Raw genomic sequence first — 18083 nt, 5'->3', positions numbered from 1 at the left:
TTTCTATACGGGTAAATTATTGTCAAGGTAACGCAATGATTTTTATATGGAAGGGGTGCTTTAAAGATGAGGAAGTCTGGATGGATATATAGTTTGATTGTTGCTTTGATTGCTGCCCTTATGCTGGCTGCTTGTCAGGCTGGGCAACAGCCTGGAAAAAATGAGTCAAAATCGACCGAACAGAATGGGGATAAAGGGGAGGATAGTAAGCAGAATACGGGTGTGACGAAGACAAAGGAAAAATTGGCTGACACCAATTATCAATCCTATCAGCATACGGATTACAAAGGTAAGGTTGCACCAAGGTTTGCCGCCGACGAGCTATCCAAGCCCCCATCAGGGAATTGGGTAACGAATGGCGGAGATATCCACAACAGCCGCTATTCTCCACTGGATCAAATTAAGACGGGAAATGTAAAAAATTTAAAAGTGGAATGGGTCACGAGTCTAGGTTCCGGTACTCAATTTAAATATTCGGGTGAAGCGACACCGCTTGTCTATGATGGCGTGATGTTCACCATTACTGGAGCGAATCAAGTCCAAGCGCTTGATGCCAAAACGGGAAAAATGATTTGGGAATACCGTCCGCAGCTTGCTGACGAATTAAATACGGTCTGCTGCGGATGGACAAGCCGCGGAGTTGCACTTGGAGATGGAAAGGTATTTGTCGGGCTCCTCGATGCAAGACTGGTTGCCTTAGATCAAAAAACCGGGAAAGTGGTTTGGGAGACACAGGTCGAAAATTGGGAAAAAGGTTATACGATTACAAGCGCTCCCCTCTATTATGATGGCAAAGTCTACACAGGAATTGCCGGGGGCGAATATGGAATTAGAGGGTTTGTCGCCGCCTATGATTCAGAGTTGGGCAGACAAATTTGGCGACACTATACCCTGCCTGCACCGGGTGAAAAAGGGAGCGAAACCTGGCCGGAGGGAAGCAGGACTTGGCTGACAGGCGGAGCGCCGGTATGGCAGACGCCAGCTATTGACCCGGAATTAGGCATGATTTATTTTTCAACTGGGAATACATCCCCAGACCTTGATGGCAGTAACAGGGAAGGAGATAATTTGTTTGCCAACTCCGTTCTGGCCCTGGATGCCAATACAGGGGATTATAAATGGCATTTCCAGGAAGTACACCATGATATTTGGGATTTAGACCCGGCCAACCCGGTTGTTTTATATGATGTAGAAATGAATGGTCAAATGAAAAAGGGAATAGCACAAGCCGGAAAAACAGGATGGCTCTATCTTTTAGACCGCACAAACGGAAAACCGCTTGTAGGGATTGAGGAAAAACCGGTTCCGCAAAATGCGAATCAAAAGACATCCCCAACTCAGCCCATTCCAATTGGAGATGCCTTTGTACCGCAAAAGGTGACGGAGGAAGATGTGAAACGCGATTTACCACCAGATTTTAAAGGAGATTATGGCAGTATTTTTACTCCGTTCTGGGATAAGCCGCTAACTCTTAAGCCTTCGCCTCAAGGAGGGGCAAACTGGCCGCCATCAGCCTATAACCCGAACACCGAGTATTTTTACGTGTTAGGTAATGACAATTATTTTGCCTTTGCTCATTATGGAGAAGATAAAGATGAGCGATTTAAGGAAGGGAAAGAATGGATCGGCAGTGTCTGGCAGCCAGTTGAAAACTCTCCAGGCCGCGGCACCGTGACTGCACTCGATATTAAAACGAATAAAATCGTTTGGCAAAAGAAGTGGGATGCGATTGCCTACAGCGGTATTTTAACCACAAAAGGAAACCTGGTATTCACCGGACATAATGACGGGCGGATTATAGCGTACGATGCGTCCAATGGTGACCAAATATGGGAGTTTAAGACCGATGCCGGAGCAAATGCCCCGCCAATCACCTATGAAGTGGACGGAAAACAATATATCTCCATCTATGCTGCCGGAAATACACTAGCAGGTTCAAAACACGGGGATAAAATCTATACATTTTCATTAGAGGGTAAATATGGTGCTGTAAAGGATATTCCAAAGAAAAAAATCAATGTATCACCTGTCAAACAGACGGCCGCTGATAAAGAAAAGCAGCAAGCTGCCGACCAAAAGAAAACAACAAAAGAGGAAACCAACGTGGCAGCCGGAGAAACAGTCTATAAAAATAATTGCTTAGCTTGCCATGGTGCTGAAGGTGCTGGCGGACACAATGGTCCAAATCTTCAGCAGACGAAAATGGATTTGAATGCCATCATTAAACAGGTGAAGAACGGAAAAGGCCAAATGCCGCCATTTAAGGATACATTGTCAGATGATGAGATCAAAGCGGTATCGGAATATGTAAAGAGCCTTGGCGGCAAATAAATAGAAAAAAGGTAATCGTCCCTTGTAAGTGGACGATTACCTTTTTTCGAATACTTAATTTGTAGAGGCCTTTTCCGTTAAGGAAAGATGAATTAACCGATCATCTTTATCGGTTGGTTTCCCTCGTTTGTCACGGTTACTGGTAATGGTGAATAGCTCATTGTGATCAATCAGAACATCCCGTAATCTGCCGGCATCTCCGTAAAACTCCTCAAATTGTTTACTTGCGACGTCATACGTAAAGAGTTTCTTGCCGGCTAAAGAAGCAACATACAGTTTTCCATTATTAAAAGCCATTCCCGATGGTGCCCACGTGTTATCCCCGGATTGAAGAATCGGCTTCATCATGCCTTCTGCTTCTTCATCCCCTTGAATAACCGGCCAGCCATAATTTTTCCCTGCCTGAATCATGTTTATTTCATCATGTCCCGATTCGCCGTGCTCTGAACTATAAAGATTTCCCTCATTGTCCCACGCTAATCCCTGAGGGTTGCGATGACCATAGGAGTAAATATAGGAATTTTTATATGGATTGTCGGTTGGGACTTCGCCACTTACCGTCATTCTTAAAATTTTTCCGGCTAAACTGTCAAGATTTTGCGAGTTGTCTGACTTGCCAATGTCACCTGTAGTGGCATACAGCATTCCGTCTGGCCCAATTTTAATCCGGCCACCGCTATTCACCGCTCCACCAGGGATTCCCTCTAAAAGGACTTTATCTTCCTGCCACGTATCGTTTTGAAGTTTCAATGAAACAATTCGGTTCAAGGTTTTCCCGTCTTTCTGATAGGTATGAAACGCATAGGCCATCTTTGATTTTTCAAAATCAGGCGCTAGTGTAAACCCTAAGAAACCGCCTTCCCCTTCATGGAAAATATCTTTTGAAACCTTTACATCCTGGACTTTCACTAAGCCAAGATCTCCGTCGATTTGAATGACCGAGCCCTCCCGCTGACTTAAGAAAAACAAACTGCCATTCTTGTTAATCGTCCATGGGATATTCAAATGATTCGCATTCACACTGCCGTCATCCGAAACAGATACCTCAACTGCCTTTTTCATCACTTCATTTGCATCTTGCTGAAAGGAATCCTTATTCTTACCGGGGTCATTCGCCATATCCTTACCATCCCACAACCATGCAACCCCAACCCCAGCTGCCAAAACAACTCCAAGTAAACTATAAAAAACCTGCTTCTTCAAAATACCACCTCTAAAAATGTAATTTACCTTACGAGTGTAAACACTTTTCAGATAATTTAAACATTTTTAGCAAAAAGAAGCATGAGAAAAAGAGAAAACCAAAGGGACGGTTGTTGTATAACGAACTATCTGATTGCTACTTTTTCCGGCTTCGCTTCGGATAAGAAAATATCTTCATAGAAGAGTTCATTTCTTCTGCATGCTAAGTAATATTGAATTTCACACACTAGCAAACTTTCATGAATCGGGATGTGCACCAGTTTTCCCTTTTTAATTTCATTATTGAAAGCATGCGGAGGGAGAAACGACACGGCATTTTGGTTATGAATCAGGTCGTTCACTAGTTCAATTTGATTAGTCGTAATCCATCTTTTACACTTAATATTTCTTAATACCGTTTGATCTTTTGAAAAAGATTTGTAGAAAATTAAATATTCCTCTTCTAATTCTTCTATGTTCTCCAAGCATGATTTTTTGGCAAGCGGATGCTGCTTTGAGACGATTAACCCATACTTTTCACGTAACACAGGGTAGGATTCTAATTGTTTATTGACGATGGGCTCCGTTACAAAAGCCATGTCCAGTATGCCATCCATGAGCGATTTCGCAATAAGGGAATGGTCCATAATCAGAAGATTAATATTCCTGTTATGTACTCGATTAAGCAAATTAATTTTTTGATAAATATAAGGATGGGTCAAGGCAATCGAACTGCCAACGGTCATCAGGCTGCCATTCGCATCCTGATTTATTTCACTTTTTGCGGTGTTTAGCGTTTCAATCACTTGTTCTGCATACGGGAGAAATAGTTTACCTGCTCTAGTTAATTCCACACTTCGTTTTCCTTTTTTTCCTCTTACAAATAATTCTTGGCCCAGTTCTTCTTCTAGGTAACTAATTCTATTGGAGATGGTTGGCTGGGGTACAAAAAGATGTTTTGCCGCTTCCGTAAAGTTTCCATTATTACAAACAATTAAGAACGTTTCTAAATAAAGTAAGTTTATGAAAAACATCTCCTTCTCTGGAAAAACAATTATTTAGAATATTGATAATTTTATAAAATTATTATATCATCTATTTACTATATGTAAATAGGTAATCACAATTAGTAAATAAAAATGTTAGCGTTCTCAAATTTTGATAGGGAGTGTTTGATGATGAATGATATCTGCAGGTTATTAAAAAGCATGAAGGATAAGAAGGATCGAATTTTTGCGATGGCCACCATTATCCGTGTCGATGGCTCTGCCTATAGACGGGAAGGAGCCAAAATGCTCATCGGCGAAGATAGCAGTTATTTCGGGACCATCAGTGCGGGGTGCTTGGAAGAAGATTTACTCTATCAGGCACAGGAAGTCATTCAAACCCTTCATCCGAAAAATGTCCAATATGATTTACGATCTGAAGACGATCTTTCTTGGGGGCAAAGTGCTGGATGTGATGGAAACATCGAGGTTTATATTGAACCAATCGGCTGGGAATTAAATACATTACAGCCAAATACGCTGCTATGGCGATATGTTGACGAACAACTAAACAATGGTTTACCTGTTGTATCGGTAAAAACGATTAACGCAGAAAAGCAGGAATCTGTCGTCCTTTATTCCGATAACGGAGACATTTGCGCGGAGTCCGCTAACCATGAAATTGCTCAAAAGTTGACCACTTATGTGCAGGACTTTGTTCTTAGTGGAACGAAAGTAAAATTGATCTATATTGAAGAACTAGAAAGTGATTTCTTATTTGAACGGTACCAGCCGAAAGACCATTTATATGTATTTGGGGCTGGCCCTGACGCTGAACCATTAGTCACACAAGCTTCCCAATTGGATTTTTCCGTTACCGTCATCGACCCTAGAAGCAGCCGGTGCAATGAGGAAAATTTCCCGCTAGCTGATCTTCATATCATTGAACATCCAGAAACATTTTTTAACAATAGACAGATCCCTTTTGACAGTTATGTCCTCGTCATGACCCATAATTTTAATCGGGATCAGGAAATCTTGCAGCACCTCGTGCAAGCTCCTCCCAAATATCTTGGTGTACTGGGACCGAAGAGAAGGACAGAACGGTTAGTAAAAGATAAAAATGTATTGTCGTTTATCCATTCTCCTATCGGCCTGCCTATTGGTGCAGAAGGACCAGAGGAGATCAGTATAAGTGTATTGGCGGAATTAATAAAAGTGAGAAATCATGCAAATGCCAAGATGAAAAAACAAAGTCCCGCCGCGTGCTGGATATAGGCTCGGATTGAATTGGTAGAAGTAATGAAAGCTTTCCTAAAGATCATTTGATACTTTAGGAAAGCTTTTTTTATAACATGTGTCGGGTTAAAGATTATTGTTGGTTTTATAACTAAGTTGATTGGAACGGAAGGCGCGAGACTCCTTCGGGAGCAGCGGGACAGGTGAGACCCCACAGGCGCTTTAGCGCCGAGGAGGCTCACCGCCCGCCCCGCGAACCGCTTGCGCCTGGAGTGGAAATCAACTGCCAAGTTAACAACATTAACATAGTGCAAATAAAGAAATCTTATCACTTCATAAGATTTAGGTATTTCACAATTATATATAATATATTTTATTATTTTCTTAAGAAGTGAAAATTCTGATAATTATACGGTTACCTTCACCCACTTCGTTCGCGTGCAGGTGGAGAAAAATTATTTTAGTAAAGGTGGTTTTCATAATGAATGTACAAGGTGAAATAGTTGTTGATGCGAGTCAGGAAGATGTTTGGAACGCTTTGAATGATCCGGAGGTACTGAAGAAAGCAACACCTGGATGTAAAGCGATGACGGAAATCGAGCCGGATAGCTATAAAGCTGAAATTGCCTTAGGGATTGCGGCGGTAAGAGGCGAATATGAAGCTGAAATTAAAATCTTGGAAAAAGTAGCACCAAACCAATATCGAATTATCATGAAGGCTGACAGCAAGATGGGGTTTATTGAAGGAAATGCTTTAGTCGAGCTTGATTATAATCAGCCGAAAGGGACCATTCGCTATGACGGGGAAGCACAGGTAGGCGGCTTGATTGCAGGAGTGGGACAGCGGATCTTGTCTGGTATTGCCAAAATGATCGTGAAGGATTTCTTTAAGAAAATTGCAAAGGAAATCAATACTAGAACAGCCATGTAATAGAAAAATGGTAAACAACCTTTCCAGGAAAGAGGGTATAACGTGAAACCAGCGGTATTTGACTATCATTCTCCAGTTGAACTTGAAGAAGCGTTGGATTTATTGGATGAATTTGGCTATGATGCGAAAATTATGTCGGGAGGACAAAGCCTTATTCCTATGATGAATATGCGCTTAGCTCGTCCTCAAGTATTGATCGACATCAACAACATCGCAGAACTAGATTACATTCGGGTGACGGACACAGGCATTCAAATTGGCGGATTGACCCGCCACTTTCAGGTTGAAGAGTCAAAAGAAATCGAACGAGTTTGTCCCTTGCTTACAGAGGGGATGAAATTAATTGGCCATTCGCAAATTCGTTCCCGAGGGACGATTGGCGGCAGTGTGGCCCATGCCGATCCAACAGCAGAGCTTCCGGTTATGCTGACTACACTTGGCGCGACGATTACCCTTGCTTCATCAGAGGGTGTGCGGACGCTTACGACAGACGAATTCTTTTTGACCTATTTGACCACGACGATTGAAATGAATGAGATTTTAGTATCGATTGACATACCGATTTCTCCTGCAAGAACTGGATATGCCATTGATGAATTTACCTTACGAAAAGGAGACTTTGCCATCGTCCTTGCCGCAGCCTCTGTTACCTTGAGCGAAGATGGGACAGTCGAGGCAGCAACACTCTGCTTAGGTGGGGTGGATGGAGTTCCTGTCCTATTGAATGAAGTGACAGATGAATTGGTTGGAAAAGTCCCGGATCCTGCGTATATCGCAGAATGCTGCAATCAAATTGCTGACTTGGTTGATCCAGAGCCGGATATCCATGCAACAAGTGAATATCGAAAAGATTTATGCATCACCTATGCAATACGTGTATTAGAACGTGCAGCAGCGAGAGCTGTTCTTCGATAGGAATAAACCCTATCCATTTCCAGGAGGTGGAACACATGACGCAAACGAACTTAAAGGACATCGCCTTAACCGTGAACGGTAAGGAATATACGGCTTCGGTTGAGCCGCGGATGCTATTATCAGATGTTTTACGTGATGAACTCAGATTAACAGGCACACATGTTGGCTGTGAGCATGGCATTTGCGGTGCTTGTACGATCATGATGGACGGGCGGCCGGTGAGGTCTTGTCTTGTCTTTGGTGTTCAGGCAGATAAGAAAGAGATTCGGACGGTAGAAGGGTTAGCAGAACCGGACGGCAGCCTGCATCCATTGCAGGAAGCATTCTGGGAAAAACACGGTCTGCAATGTGGCTTTTGTACACCAGGAGTACTCATGTCCGCATGCCATTTTCTAGAGCAGAACCCAAATCCAAGCCGCGAGGAAATTCGGGAGGGCATCTCAGGGAATTTATGCCGGTGCACGGGATATCAAAACATCGTCGATGCAGTTGAAATGGCGGCAGAAGTACTCAATCAGAATAAAAAGAGTGAGGAAGAGTCCGGTGATTTGGAAATCGTCCCTTCTGGAAGGAAAGTGGAAGTATGACCATCGGCACGAGTGTGAAACGAATTGAAGACCCGCGGCTCATTACAGGTAAAGGGCAATATGTTGGTGATATAAAGCTGCCTGATCAGTGTGAGGCAGTCATTATTCGCAGTCCACATGCCCATGCAAATATTGCGAGCATCCATATCGAAAAAGCGAAAAATCATCCTGACGTGTTCATGATCATGACGGGGCAGGATCTGCCGGCGGATCTTTCCCCGATTCCGATGCGGCTTGCTCCGAACGAGGCCTTGACGAAAGCTTTGCAGTATCCGTTAGCAAAAGAGAAAGTCCGCTATGTTGGCGAACCAGTGGTCATGGTTGTCGCTGCGTCAAGATACGTGGCAGAAGATGCTGCAGACTTAATCGATATCGTTTATGAACCGTTAACACCCATCACGGATGTCCATAAAGCGATTCAGCCGGAAACGGACGTATTGCATCCTGAAATTGGCAGCAATGACCTTTTTATCATTCATTCCGAAAAGGGAAATGTCGAGGAACACTTTAAGAAGTGTCCTCATGTGTTAGAAGAAGATTTATATGTCCAGCGGCATTCCGGAATTCCGATGGAAACAAGGGGTCTCCTTGCTTTAGTCGGGGAGGATCAGCGGCTGACCGTCTATGGTCCGACAAAAGTGGTTCATTTTAATCATCAAATCCTTGCAACACTTTTACATAAGGACCCAAAGGACATTCGCTTTATCGAAACCGATGTCGGAGGCGGTTTTGGGCCTAGAGGTGAATTTTATCCGGAAGACTATTTAATCCCCTATGCAGCGCTTCAGCTTGGCCGGCCGGTCAAGTGGATCGAAGACCGTTTAGAGCATATGAAGGCGACAAACCATTCTCGCGAACAAAAACACCGTGTAAAGGTAGGTTTTGATGAGAATGGTAGAATCCTTGCATTAAAAGATGAGATTTTTGTAGATACAGGAGCGTATATCCGTACGCACGGAGTCACTGTTCCAGTCCTGACCCAGGGGATGTTTGCCGGCCCCTATGATATTGAGGCATTAGAATTCATTACCCATGTGGTCGCAACGAACAAAACACCGACAGGAACCTACCGCGGTCCGGGAAGATTTGAGGGAACCTTTGTCAGGGAACGGATTATCGATATCGTGGCCAAGAAACTTCATCTCGATCCGACCGTGGTGCGGGAGCGGAATTTAATCCAGCCGGAGCAAATGCCCTATTCAAATGGTATTTCCGCCCTCGGCCAGGTGGTGGAATACGATAGCGGTGATTATCCTGGAATTCTTGAAACGGCACGAAAAGCAATGGAGTGGGAGCAATTTTCTGATAAAAAGATCCAGGCCGCCAAAGAGGGACGAATCATTGGGTTGGGATTTGCGATGTTTGTTGAAAAATCAGGGTTAGGACCTTGGGAGTTTTGCGAAGTAGAATTTTTAGAAAATGGGAACCTCCTCTGCAAAACCGGATTAGCGGATATTGGTCAAGGGGTAAAGACGGCGCTTGCACAAATTTGTGCTGAGCAATTGGGAATCCCTTATTCAAATGTAAGTGTCATTCATGGCGATACGGATGTGGTGGAAAAAGGAAATGGTTCTTTTGCTACCCGTGGAACGGTGGTTGGGGGGTCAGCAGCTTGGTATGCTTCGGCGGCACTGAAAAGAAAAATAGTTCAAGCGGCGGCTGAACGATTTTGTCTTCCAGCAGATGATCTTGACGTTAAGGAACAATCAATCATCCAATTGTCAAATAAGCAGGAAGTTTGTCCGCTCGAACTCATTATTAAAGAGTGCAGAAACCAAGGTGTCGAGCTCCGTGAAAAATACACCTTTTCCATCGATCATATGTCCTATCCATATGGGATCCATGCGGCGGAGGTAGCCGTTGATCTCGAAACAGGGAAAGTGAAAATTGAAAAGTACTATATTGCGTATGATGTGGGGCGGGCCATTAACCCATTATTGGTTCATGGACAGCTAGTCGGCGGTATGGCCCAAGGATTGGGTGGTGCCATTTATGAGGAGCTTAAATATGATGAAGCCGGCCAACTCGTGACAGGTTCATTTATGGACTATTTGCTGCCAAGCGCAATGGAAGTTCCTCAAATTGAGATTGAGATTCTGGAAAATTCACCATCTCCTTTAAATCCACTTGGTGTAAAAGGGGCAGGTGAAGGAGGAACTGTCGCAGTGGCTCCGGCTGTTGCCAATGCCATCGAGAATGCCCTGGAACACTACCCGATCCATATTACTTCCTTGCCAATACGGCCTGAAAAGATTAGAGATGCAATCAAAAAAGGTCCTGTAAGGAATGAGGAGGAGCGAATATGAAGTATATTGGGAAGGCGCTAAAACGAAAAATTGATCCTCGTTTGATTCGGGGCAATGGGCGTTACATCGCAGATTTGGACATTCCGGGAACGCAAAGCGCTGCTTTTCTCAGAAGTCCGCATGCACATGCGCGCATTCTGGAAATCGACCTTGAGGAGGCCCGAAAACTTCCGGGTGTAATCGCTGTGTTTGGACCAGAAGAGGGAAAAGACTTCCCGGCCCTGCCGGCCCTGTTTCCACATCCGAATTTGGTGCCGGTAACGCAGCGTCCCCTGGATTCAGTCGTGCACCATGTGGGTGAACCGGTGGCAATGGTCATTGCCAAGAACCGTTATATTGCCGAGGATGCTATTGAACTGATTAACGTGAAGTATGAACCGCTTCCTGCGGTTGCTCATATAGATGATGCCATCCAAACAGATGCCCCTTTGGCCCATCAGCATTTGGAATCTAATGTTGCGGCCCATTTCCAACAGTCAGTAGGCGATGCACATGAAGCGATGAAAGAGGCGCCGGTTGTTGTCAAGCATCGATTCAAGATCGGCCGGGTCAGCTGTTTGCCGATTGAAACAAGGGGATTACTGGCAAAGTGGGATTTTAATGGACCGGAGCCCGAACTTGAAGTTCATGCCGCTACACAGAGCCAGCATGAAATGCGTTCCATCCTCTCAAAATTATTAAATATTTCGGAAAACAACATCCGGGTTGCGGCACCGGACGTAGGTGGTGCCTTCGGGGCAAAAGCGATTTTCTATGTAGAAGATTTTCTTGTTGTCTGGGCGGCAAGGATAGTTAAGGCGCCTGTTCGCTGGATAGAAGACCGCATGGAGCATATGATGAGCTGTATTCATGAAAGGGAGCAGTATCATGAGGCGTCCCTCGGCGTGACAGAGGACGGCAAGATTATTGCCGTTATCGATACGATGCTCGCGAATAACGGGGCATATGTTCCTTGGGGAATTATTGTTCCGATTATGACTTCTACCCTTATCCCTGGACCATATAAAGTTCCCCATTATTTTTGCGATGCAAAGGTGCTCTATACGAATACCGTGCCAATGGCACCATTCCGAGGGGCAGGCCGCCCGCAGGCGGCTTTAATTTTAAACCGGCTGCTTGATCAGGCGGCTAAAAAGCTAAACATTGATCCTGTAGAGATCCGCCGCAGAAACTTAATCCAGGAGCACGAATTTCCGTATCGAACCGGACTCCGTTCTCGGGACGGCAGTCCGCAGATTTATGATAGTGGAAATTATCAAAAGGTATTAAGTGAAGCCATTGAACTTTCAGGCTATTACGAATGGAGAAACAAGCAGAAACAGTACAGAAAAGAAGGAAAATATATCGGAATTGGTGTGGCAACAGCCATTGAAAACACCGGCTTTGGTTCATTCGAAGGCGCCACCGTCCGTATTGAAGTGACAGGAGAGATTACTGTGCTGACGAGTGCCGCCACCCAAGGGCAGGGGCATGAGACCACCTTTGCGCAGGTTGCTGCGGAAGTATTCGATCTCCCTGTCGAGAAGGTTACCGTACGTGAAGGCGATACAAAGCTAATCACCTATGGAACGGGGACATTTGCTAGCAGAATGGGCGTTCTTGTAGGTACCGCTGTATTCAATGCCTCGAACGCTTTAAAGGATAAAGCCTTACAAATCGCAGAAGAAAAACTGGGGGCAAAAGCGGACGAGTTATCGGTGAAGGATGGCTATGTGTACAAGGAATCTGATCCATCGATCAGAATCGCTTTAGGTGAGCTGGCCCATGAAGCAAGAGGTCTTTTCCCTGGAACAACCTTTCCTTATTCCGTTGCACCTGGTTTGGAGGCAACCGACTATTTCGCTCCAAAAGCGGCATCGATCACAGGGATGACAGATATTGCCGTTGTGGAAGTAGACCCGGATTCCGGAGCGATTCAAATTCTGGATTATACCTCGATACATGATAATGGAAAACTGCTCAATCCTCTCGTTGTGAAAGGACAGGTTCAAGGAGGAATATCCAATGGAATTGGTAACGCCTTGTATGAGGAAATTGTTTATGACAAACAAGGCCAGCTGTTAACGAGTACGTTAATGGATTACCTTGTGCCTTCATCATGCGAGGTGCCGGAAATGAAAATTGGTCATGTAGAGACACCGTCACCGCTCAACCCACTTGGGGCGAAAGGGGCAGGAGAAAGCGGAACCATTCCGGTACCTGCTGCGATTCAATCGGCAGTGGAAGACGCACTGGCGGCATGGAATATAAAAGTGGAGAATATCCCGGTGAAACCAGCACAGCTGAAGGAACTTCTCAGGCAGGCAAAAGAGCCGGCCGGAAGCGGAATCTAATGAGCACCGTTTCTATAGGGACAACTGCTGAAAAAAATTAACGAAGAAATTAGGTGAAAGCAGAAATGAAAAATGAGGTAAAAGAAATAAAAACAGATGTGTGTATCGTTGGGGCGGGCCCTGCCGGAATGCTTTTAGGTTTGCTGCTTGCGAAGCAAGGACTAGACATTACCGTTCTTGAGCAAAATCCAGATTTTCACCGGGAGTACCGTGGTGAAATTACCCAGCCTCGTTTTGTTCAGCTAATGAAACAATTAAATTTACTAGATTATATTGAATCACATGACCACGTGAAAATTCCTGAAGTGACTGTTTTTCACCAACACAAGGAAATTATGAATCTTAAATTTGACACCCTCATCGACGAGGAAAGCTACTGTGCACGGCTGACCCAGCCTACACTTCTTGCGGCACTGCTCGAAAAAGCGAAGCAATATCCAAACTTCAAATTATTATTTAATACGAAGGTAAAAGATCTCTTAAAAGACGGCGAAAAGGTAGTTGGCGTATATGCCCAAACCAAGCCTGGACAACAAGTGAACTTTATTGATGATTATGTCTTTGAAGGCGACCTATCGATCCAGACAAGCGTAACCATTGGCGTTGACGGGAGAAATTCAACGATAGAAAAGCTCGGAAAATTTGAACTCGACCTGGATTATTATGATAATGACCTGCTATGGTTCTCATTCGAAAAACCGGAAACATGGGATTATAATATCTACCATTTCTATTTTCAAAAAAACTACAACTACCTCTTCTTACCGAAATTGGGCGGATATATTCAATGTGGCGTGTCCCTGACGAAAGGGGAATATCAGAAAATCAAGAAGGAAGGCATTGACGCCTTTAAGGCAAAAATTGTGGAAGATATGCCGATTCTCGGAGACTACTTCGAACAGGTGACAGACTTCAAATCGTTTGTTCTGCTGTTGTGCAGAATGAGATATATAAGAGAATGGGCGAAGGACGGGCTCTTGCTCATTGGGGATGCGGCCCATTGTGTTACGCCATGGGGAGCAGTAGGAAGCACACTTGCGATGGGCACTGCAGTGATTACAGCAGATGTGATCTATAAAGGTTTTAAAAATAACGATTTATCGCTAGAAACATTGAAGCAAGTCCAAAGAAGGCGCCATGAGGAAGTGAAATTAATTCAAAATCTGCAATTAACGCTGGAGAAATTTTTGACAAGAGAACCCGTGAAGAAAGAATTAGCTCCGCTAATGTTCAATATTGCCACCAAAATGCCGGATATCACGAAGGTCTATCAGCATTTATTTACAAGAGAAAAGCCGCTGGATATTGATGATGTGTTTATTTTTCAGGATGAATTAAAGCTTGAGACCAGCATTCCTTCCTAACCTTGAAAGGTAGATTGTCAGCTTAATAGGTACAGGGGAAATGTGTGAAAAGGAGTGGGAAACATGTTTATTACAAAGCATGATGATGGATATTTGTACATTGTGAATCAATATGATCATTCCATTCAGGCCGGGGAAGTGGCAAGGCATTGGGGCAACGATCAGTTTACACGCCCAGGTTATTTTGATTCCCTATGTCTAGCGGTAGAAAAACATGATATTGGCTGGATTGAATCGGATACAAACGTGTTGTTTAATGCTGAGACTCGCCAGCCTGTGCCTTTTTTAAGTGTGAATTTGCTGCAGCATGTTGATTTTTACGGGAAGGGTTATGAAAAGGTCAAAGAAGAGGATCCGTATGCTGGACTTTTGGTCGGCATGCATTGGATGGGGCTTTATACAAGCCGCTTTGGCTATGATCCTTCGTTCACCTTTAAGATTCCACAAGAGTTAGCTCCCCAAATTGATGAAAAAATCATCAGTATGCAAAAGGAATGGGTCGATTTAAAGATGGAGTTGTGGAAAAAATCAGGCCCTAGAAGCCAATTCGAAAATAATCTTTGGATGAACTATGAGATTGTTCAATTTATGGATCGTCTGTCCCAGTACGTTACCATGCATAAGCCGGATACGACCAATACATTAGTCATGGGTCCGGTTCGAGAGCAGCTTGAGAGTAAGGGAGTGATGATGACCGTTCAGGGTCAAGGGAATGGAACGGTTGTGGTCGATCCGTTTCCTTTTGATTCGGAAGTGGAAACGACGGTTGTCTTGCGCAAGATTCCGGATATTTCCTACGAATCACACAGTGCCGTTTATAAGGCTCTGGAAGAAGCGGAATTTGAACGTATTACCTGGAAGTTCGTGGCGCCGAAACAAGGCGATAGCTTGAACCCTGCTGCGGCGGAAAGTGTTTCATCATAAAAGAAGGAAAAAATGGAGGATGGAATATGAATAGAGATTACCGTCTTGGTCTGATTGTACCAAGTTCAAATACGACAATGGAAAAAGAAATTCCTGCGATGCTGCAGGCACGCCAACAATTACTGCCGGAAGAAACATTTACCTTTCATTCAAGCCGCATGAGGATGATGCATGTCACGAAAGAAGAACTGGCGAAAATGGACACGGAGAGCGACCGTTGTGCAGTGGAGCTTTCGGACGCCCGCTGTGATGCCCTGGTGTATGCCTGTCTTGTCGCCATCATGTCACAAGGGGCAGGCTATCATTGCCTTTCTGAAGACCGGCTTTCCGCGATCGCAAAAGAAAATGGGACGCCTGTTCCGGTCATCAGCAGTGCAGGGGCACTAATTGATGGAATTCAGGCGATTGGCGCAAAAAAGGTAGCCATTGTTACCCCATATATGAAGCCTTTAACGAAAATGGTGGTGGATTATATCGAAGCTGCAGGAATTGAAGTCACTGATTCAATCAGCTTAGAAGTTTCCGATAATTTAGCAGTGGGCAAACTAGATCCTTTAAACCTCATTAATATCGTAGATAACTTAGATATAAGCAAGGCAGATGCGGTCGTATTGTCGGCCTGTGTCCAAATGCAGTCCCTTCCTGCGATTCAAAAAGTACAGGAAAAACTGAATCTACCCGTGCTTTCAGCAGCCACTTCGACCGTGTATAAGCTTTTAAAAGAATTAGGATTAAAACCCGTAGTACCAAATGCAGGATATCTTCTATCCGAAGCATTTCATTCGAAAGAGACTGCCGAGAAAAGCAGCACCTTAGTATAAAAACTTAACCTAAGGCTCTGTTAAAGTTCATTGTTGACTTTTTACCACTGTAGCGGAAATCAACAGCCACGTTTAACAGAGCTTAACCTAAAGAAAAGGGGGAAACAAACATGGCTAAAATTCTTATTCATTTAACACATGGGCCAGAGGCACCGACTCAGGCAGACCGGGCATTTTTAATTGCTAAAACAGCTATCGATGAAGGCCACAAGGTCTCGATGTTCCTGGCCGGCAGTGCAGTACAGCTGCTCCGTGATGATATATTAGATAGTGTTATCGGCATTGGAGATGGTGTAACGTCTATACGGGAGTCTTATGAAAAGATCGTCTCAGGCGGTGGAGACATCTATCTATCGAGAATTTCTTGCGGGGCACGCGGGATGACGGAACAAGAGCTGGACGGTAAGAAAGTGGAACTTGCGGAACCGAATGTTCTTGTGCAGCTGACTGTCGATCACGACCGTGTCATTACGTACGGATAAGGAGAGAATTTCATGAGCCGGATATGGGATCAGTATTTGGATGAACAAGATAAAAAGGTGTACCAGGAAGCGGGATTGGGAAAAAAGATGGGGATCGGCCAAAAACCGGCGCTTGTGATTGTCGATGTGCAATACGGCTTTACAGGCGATTCCCCCGAGGATATCGAGCAATCGATTCAAAAATACCCAACAAGCTGCGGGGAACGAAGCTGGGCCGCTATTGAACAGATTAAAAACCTACTAAATAAAGCAAGAGAAATTGACATTCCTGTATTTTTTACCATTATTGAGGGAAGTAAATCTGCCTCTAATGAACGAGTCGCCATAAAGGGCAATATATTTGATCATCCTGCCTTATTAGAAGGAGAAAAAGGGACGCAAGTGGTAGAGGAGCTTAAGCCTCAATATGGAGAGATTGTCATCTCTAAGAAGAAGCCTAGCGCCTTTTTCGGAACGCCGTTGGTTTCCTATTTGACGGCCCAGCAGATTGACACGGTGATTGTCACAGGGTGTACGACGAGCGGCTGCGTCCGGGCGACTGTTATTGATGCCTTCTCTAACAATTACCGGGTTGTTGTTCCAGAGGAATGCGCGTTTGACCGGGGGATTGCCTCCCATGCGATTAATCTATTTGATATGCAGCAGAAATATGCAGACGTTGTGCCAGTGGAAGAAGTGATCAGCGAGCTTGAAGGGTTAAAGATAAAGGTTTGATAAAACCTTCATAATATTGATCTTTTTAGATAAGGGGGAGGAGGATGATGGCATCCAGTAAACTCCAAAAGGAAACGACATCGATGGCTGTATACAAACATCTTTATCACCTCATCATAACAGGAGCCTTTCAACCCGGTGAATGGATCAGAGAAAGACAGCTGAAGGAAATATTAGGGGTGAGCAGTACACCCATCCGGGAAGCCTTGAAAATGCTGGTACAGGAAAGATTACTAGAGTCTGTTCCACATCACGGGGTCCGTATTAAACATCTTTCCATGAATGAAATTGAGGACATATACGAACTCAGAGCGGAATTGGAAGGATTGGCTGCCCAGTTAGCGGCCAAGCGGGGGTCTATGAGCCAATTTGATCAAATGGATGAACTTCTTCATTTAACAGAAAGAAGATTAGAAGAAACTAGCGGGATTCAAGATTCAGAATTTCTCAAGTTCAATAATGAATTTCATGACCTGCTTATCGAAATCAGCGGGAACCATGCGTTGAAGAATACCCTGGCACACCTTCGGGCAGGGATTGATTTAATAAGGATTATGGCATGGAAAAATAACAAGAGCCGTCCATATGAAACAGTCAAACAGCATCGGTTGATTGTGTATGCCTTAAAGGCGCGAGATCCCCAGCTAGCCCGATTAAGAACCCAGGAACATATTTGGGATTCGATCAAATTGGTGTTACAGGCTGGAGAAGAGCCAAATGATAGAGTCATAGAAATCACGTCAACATAATGAAAAAACTCCTCTTCCATTGAAGACAGAAAAAGCCCCATTAAATATAGGGGCTTTAAACTTGGCTGTTGATTTCCACTCCTGGCGGCTTCGCGCACCTTAGGGCGTGCCAAGGAGCCTCCTCGGCGCTAGCGCCTGTGGGGTCTCCCCTGCCCCGTACTCCCGCAGGAGTCTTCGCCACCTTCCGCTCCAATCAACAGGCTGTAATAGTAGGCTATA

The 18083-nt window shown here is 44.4% G+C and carries 15 protein-coding genes; 13 read left to right on the top strand and 2 right to left on the bottom strand.

All coding sequences use genetic code 11. The annotated features are described in order from the left end of the window. Positions 1 to 66 precede the first annotated feature (66 nt). On the top strand, positions 67 to 2331 hold the full coding sequence (locus FAY30_RS22175; protein ID WP_149871907.1) for an outer membrane protein assembly factor BamB family protein: 2265 nt from the start codon (positions 67 to 69) through the stop codon (positions 2329 to 2331). A 54-nt stretch (positions 2332 to 2385) separates the two neighbouring features. Here FAY30_RS22175 and FAY30_RS22170 read toward each other — a convergent pair whose 3' ends face one another. Together FAY30_RS22170 and FAY30_RS22165 are read right to left on the bottom strand one after the other, a co-directional pair. Beyond that, positions 2386 to 3534 (bottom strand): PQQ-dependent sugar dehydrogenase, encoded by a 1149-nt coding sequence (locus FAY30_RS22170; protein WP_149871906.1) that lies wholly within the window; start codon positions 3532 to 3534, stop codon positions 2386 to 2388. A 125-nt stretch (positions 3535 to 3659) separates the two neighbouring features. After that, positions 3660 to 4547, bottom strand: coding sequence for a LysR family transcriptional regulator (locus FAY30_RS22165; RefSeq protein WP_149871905.1), 888 nt, complete (start codon positions 4545 to 4547; stop codon positions 3660 to 3662). Positions 4548 to 4688: 141 nt separating this feature from the next. Between FAY30_RS22165 and FAY30_RS22160 the strand changes: the two genes are divergently transcribed. The 12 genes from FAY30_RS22160 to FAY30_RS22105 all read left to right on the top strand — a co-directional run bounded on the left by FAY30_RS22160 (position 4689) and on the right by FAY30_RS22105 (position 17864). Continuing rightward, positions 4689 to 5777 (top strand): XdhC family protein, encoded by a 1089-nt coding sequence (locus FAY30_RS22160; protein WP_190284729.1) that lies wholly within the window; start codon positions 4689 to 4691, stop codon positions 5775 to 5777. A 442-nt stretch (positions 5778 to 6219) separates the two neighbouring features. Further along, on the top strand, positions 6220 to 6669 hold the full coding sequence (locus FAY30_RS22155; protein ID WP_149871903.1) for an SRPBCC family protein: 450 nt from the start codon (positions 6220 to 6222) through the stop codon (positions 6667 to 6669). A 42-nt stretch (positions 6670 to 6711) separates the two neighbouring features. Then, positions 6712 to 7584: an FAD binding domain-containing protein gene (locus FAY30_RS22150; RefSeq protein ID WP_149871902.1), complete on the top strand. Its 873-nt coding sequence runs from the start codon at positions 6712 to 6714 to the stop codon at positions 7582 to 7584. A gap of 35 nt (positions 7585 to 7619) precedes the next feature. Next, positions 7620 to 8171 (top strand): (2Fe-2S)-binding protein, encoded by a 552-nt coding sequence (locus tag FAY30_RS22145; RefSeq protein WP_149871901.1) that lies wholly within the window; start codon positions 7620 to 7622, stop codon positions 8169 to 8171. After that, a complete protein-coding gene (locus FAY30_RS22140) occupies positions 8168 to 10477 on the top strand; it encodes a xanthine dehydrogenase family protein molybdopterin-binding subunit (RefSeq protein WP_149871900.1) in 2310 nt (769 codons plus the stop codon). The genes FAY30_RS22145 and FAY30_RS22140 overlap by 4 nt, the downstream gene beginning before the upstream one ends. Continuing rightward, complete coding sequence (locus FAY30_RS22135) at positions 10474 to 12810, top strand: xanthine dehydrogenase family protein molybdopterin-binding subunit (protein ID WP_149871899.1); 2337 nt, start codon at positions 10474 to 10476, stop codon at positions 12808 to 12810. Before FAY30_RS22140 ends, FAY30_RS22135 begins: the two co-directional genes overlap by 4 nt. Positions 12811 to 12875: 65 nt before the next feature. Then, positions 12876 to 14174: an FAD-dependent monooxygenase gene (locus tag FAY30_RS22130; RefSeq protein ID WP_149871898.1), complete on the top strand. Its 1299-nt coding sequence runs from the start codon at positions 12876 to 12878 to the stop codon at positions 14172 to 14174. A 63-nt stretch (positions 14175 to 14237) separates the two neighbouring features. Next, positions 14238 to 15098: a DUF3891 family protein gene (locus FAY30_RS22125; RefSeq protein WP_149871897.1), complete on the top strand. Its 861-nt coding sequence runs from the start codon at positions 14238 to 14240 to the stop codon at positions 15096 to 15098. Between the two features lie 26 nt (positions 15099 to 15124). Beyond that, positions 15125 to 15919 carry a maleate cis-trans isomerase family protein gene (locus FAY30_RS22120; RefSeq protein WP_149871896.1) on the top strand — a complete coding sequence of 265 codons (795 nt, stop codon included), beginning with the start codon at positions 15125 to 15127 and terminating at the stop codon, positions 15917 to 15919. A 110-nt stretch (positions 15920 to 16029) separates the two neighbouring features. Further along, positions 16030 to 16401, top strand: coding sequence for a DsrE family protein (locus FAY30_RS22115; RefSeq protein ID WP_149871895.1), 372 nt, complete (start codon positions 16030 to 16032; stop codon positions 16399 to 16401). Between the two features lie 12 nt (positions 16402 to 16413). Next, positions 16414 to 17115, top strand: a complete 702-nt coding sequence (locus FAY30_RS22110) for an isochorismatase family protein (protein ID WP_149871894.1) — start codon at positions 16414 to 16416, stop codon at positions 17113 to 17115. A gap of 44 nt (positions 17116 to 17159) precedes the next feature. Then, positions 17160 to 17864 (top strand): GntR family transcriptional regulator, encoded by a 705-nt coding sequence (locus FAY30_RS22105; protein WP_149871893.1) that lies wholly within the window; start codon positions 17160 to 17162, stop codon positions 17862 to 17864. Positions 17865 to 18083: the final 219 nt, after the last annotated feature.

It is taken from the genome of Bacillus sp. S3 (assembly GCF_005154805.1).
Taxonomy (GTDB): domain Bacteria; phylum Bacillota; class Bacilli; order Bacillales; family Cytobacillaceae; genus Neobacillus.
Note: the sequence above shows the minus strand (reverse complement) of the source record. Positions and strands in the feature narration are given on the sequence as shown.

Bases quoted from the DNA above. Each gene is read 5' to 3' on its own strand.
- FAY30_RS22155 (WP_149871903.1), top strand. From the start codon at position 6,220: ATGAATGTACAAGGTGAAATAGTTGTTGATGCGAGTCAGGAAGATGTT.
- FAY30_RS22120 (WP_149871896.1), top strand. From the start codon at position 15,125: ATGAATAGAGATTACCGTCTTGGTCTGATTGTACCAAGTTCAAATACG.
- FAY30_RS22130 (WP_149871898.1), top strand. From the start codon at position 12,876: ATGAAAAATGAGGTAAAAGAAATAAAAACAGATGTGTGTATCGTTGGG.
- FAY30_RS22165 (WP_149871905.1), bottom strand. From the start codon at position 4,547: ATGTTTTTCATAAACTTACTTTATTTAGAAACGTTCTTAATTGTTTGT.
- FAY30_RS22115 (WP_149871895.1), top strand. From the start codon at position 16,030: ATGGCTAAAATTCTTATTCATTTAACACATGGGCCAGAGGCACCGACT.
- FAY30_RS22105 (WP_149871893.1), top strand. From the start codon at position 17,160: ATGATGGCATCCAGTAAACTCCAAAAGGAAACGACATCGATGGCTGTA.
- FAY30_RS22175 (WP_149871907.1), top strand. From the start codon at position 67: ATGAGGAAGTCTGGATGGATATATAGTTTGATTGTTGCTTTGATTGCT.
- FAY30_RS22125 (WP_149871897.1), top strand. From the start codon at position 14,238: ATGTTTATTACAAAGCATGATGATGGATATTTGTACATTGTGAATCAA.
- FAY30_RS22110 (WP_149871894.1), top strand. From the start codon at position 16,414: ATGAGCCGGATATGGGATCAGTATTTGGATGAACAAGATAAAAAGGTG.
- FAY30_RS22140 (WP_149871900.1), top strand. From the start codon at position 8,168: ATGACCATCGGCACGAGTGTGAAACGAATTGAAGACCCGCGGCTCATT.
- FAY30_RS22145 (WP_149871901.1), top strand. From the start codon at position 7,620: ATGACGCAAACGAACTTAAAGGACATCGCCTTAACCGTGAACGGTAAG.
- FAY30_RS22160 (WP_190284729.1), top strand. From the start codon at position 4,689: ATGATGAATGATATCTGCAGGTTATTAAAAAGCATGAAGGATAAGAAG.
- FAY30_RS22135 (WP_149871899.1), top strand. From the start codon at position 10,474: ATGAAGTATATTGGGAAGGCGCTAAAACGAAAAATTGATCCTCGTTTG.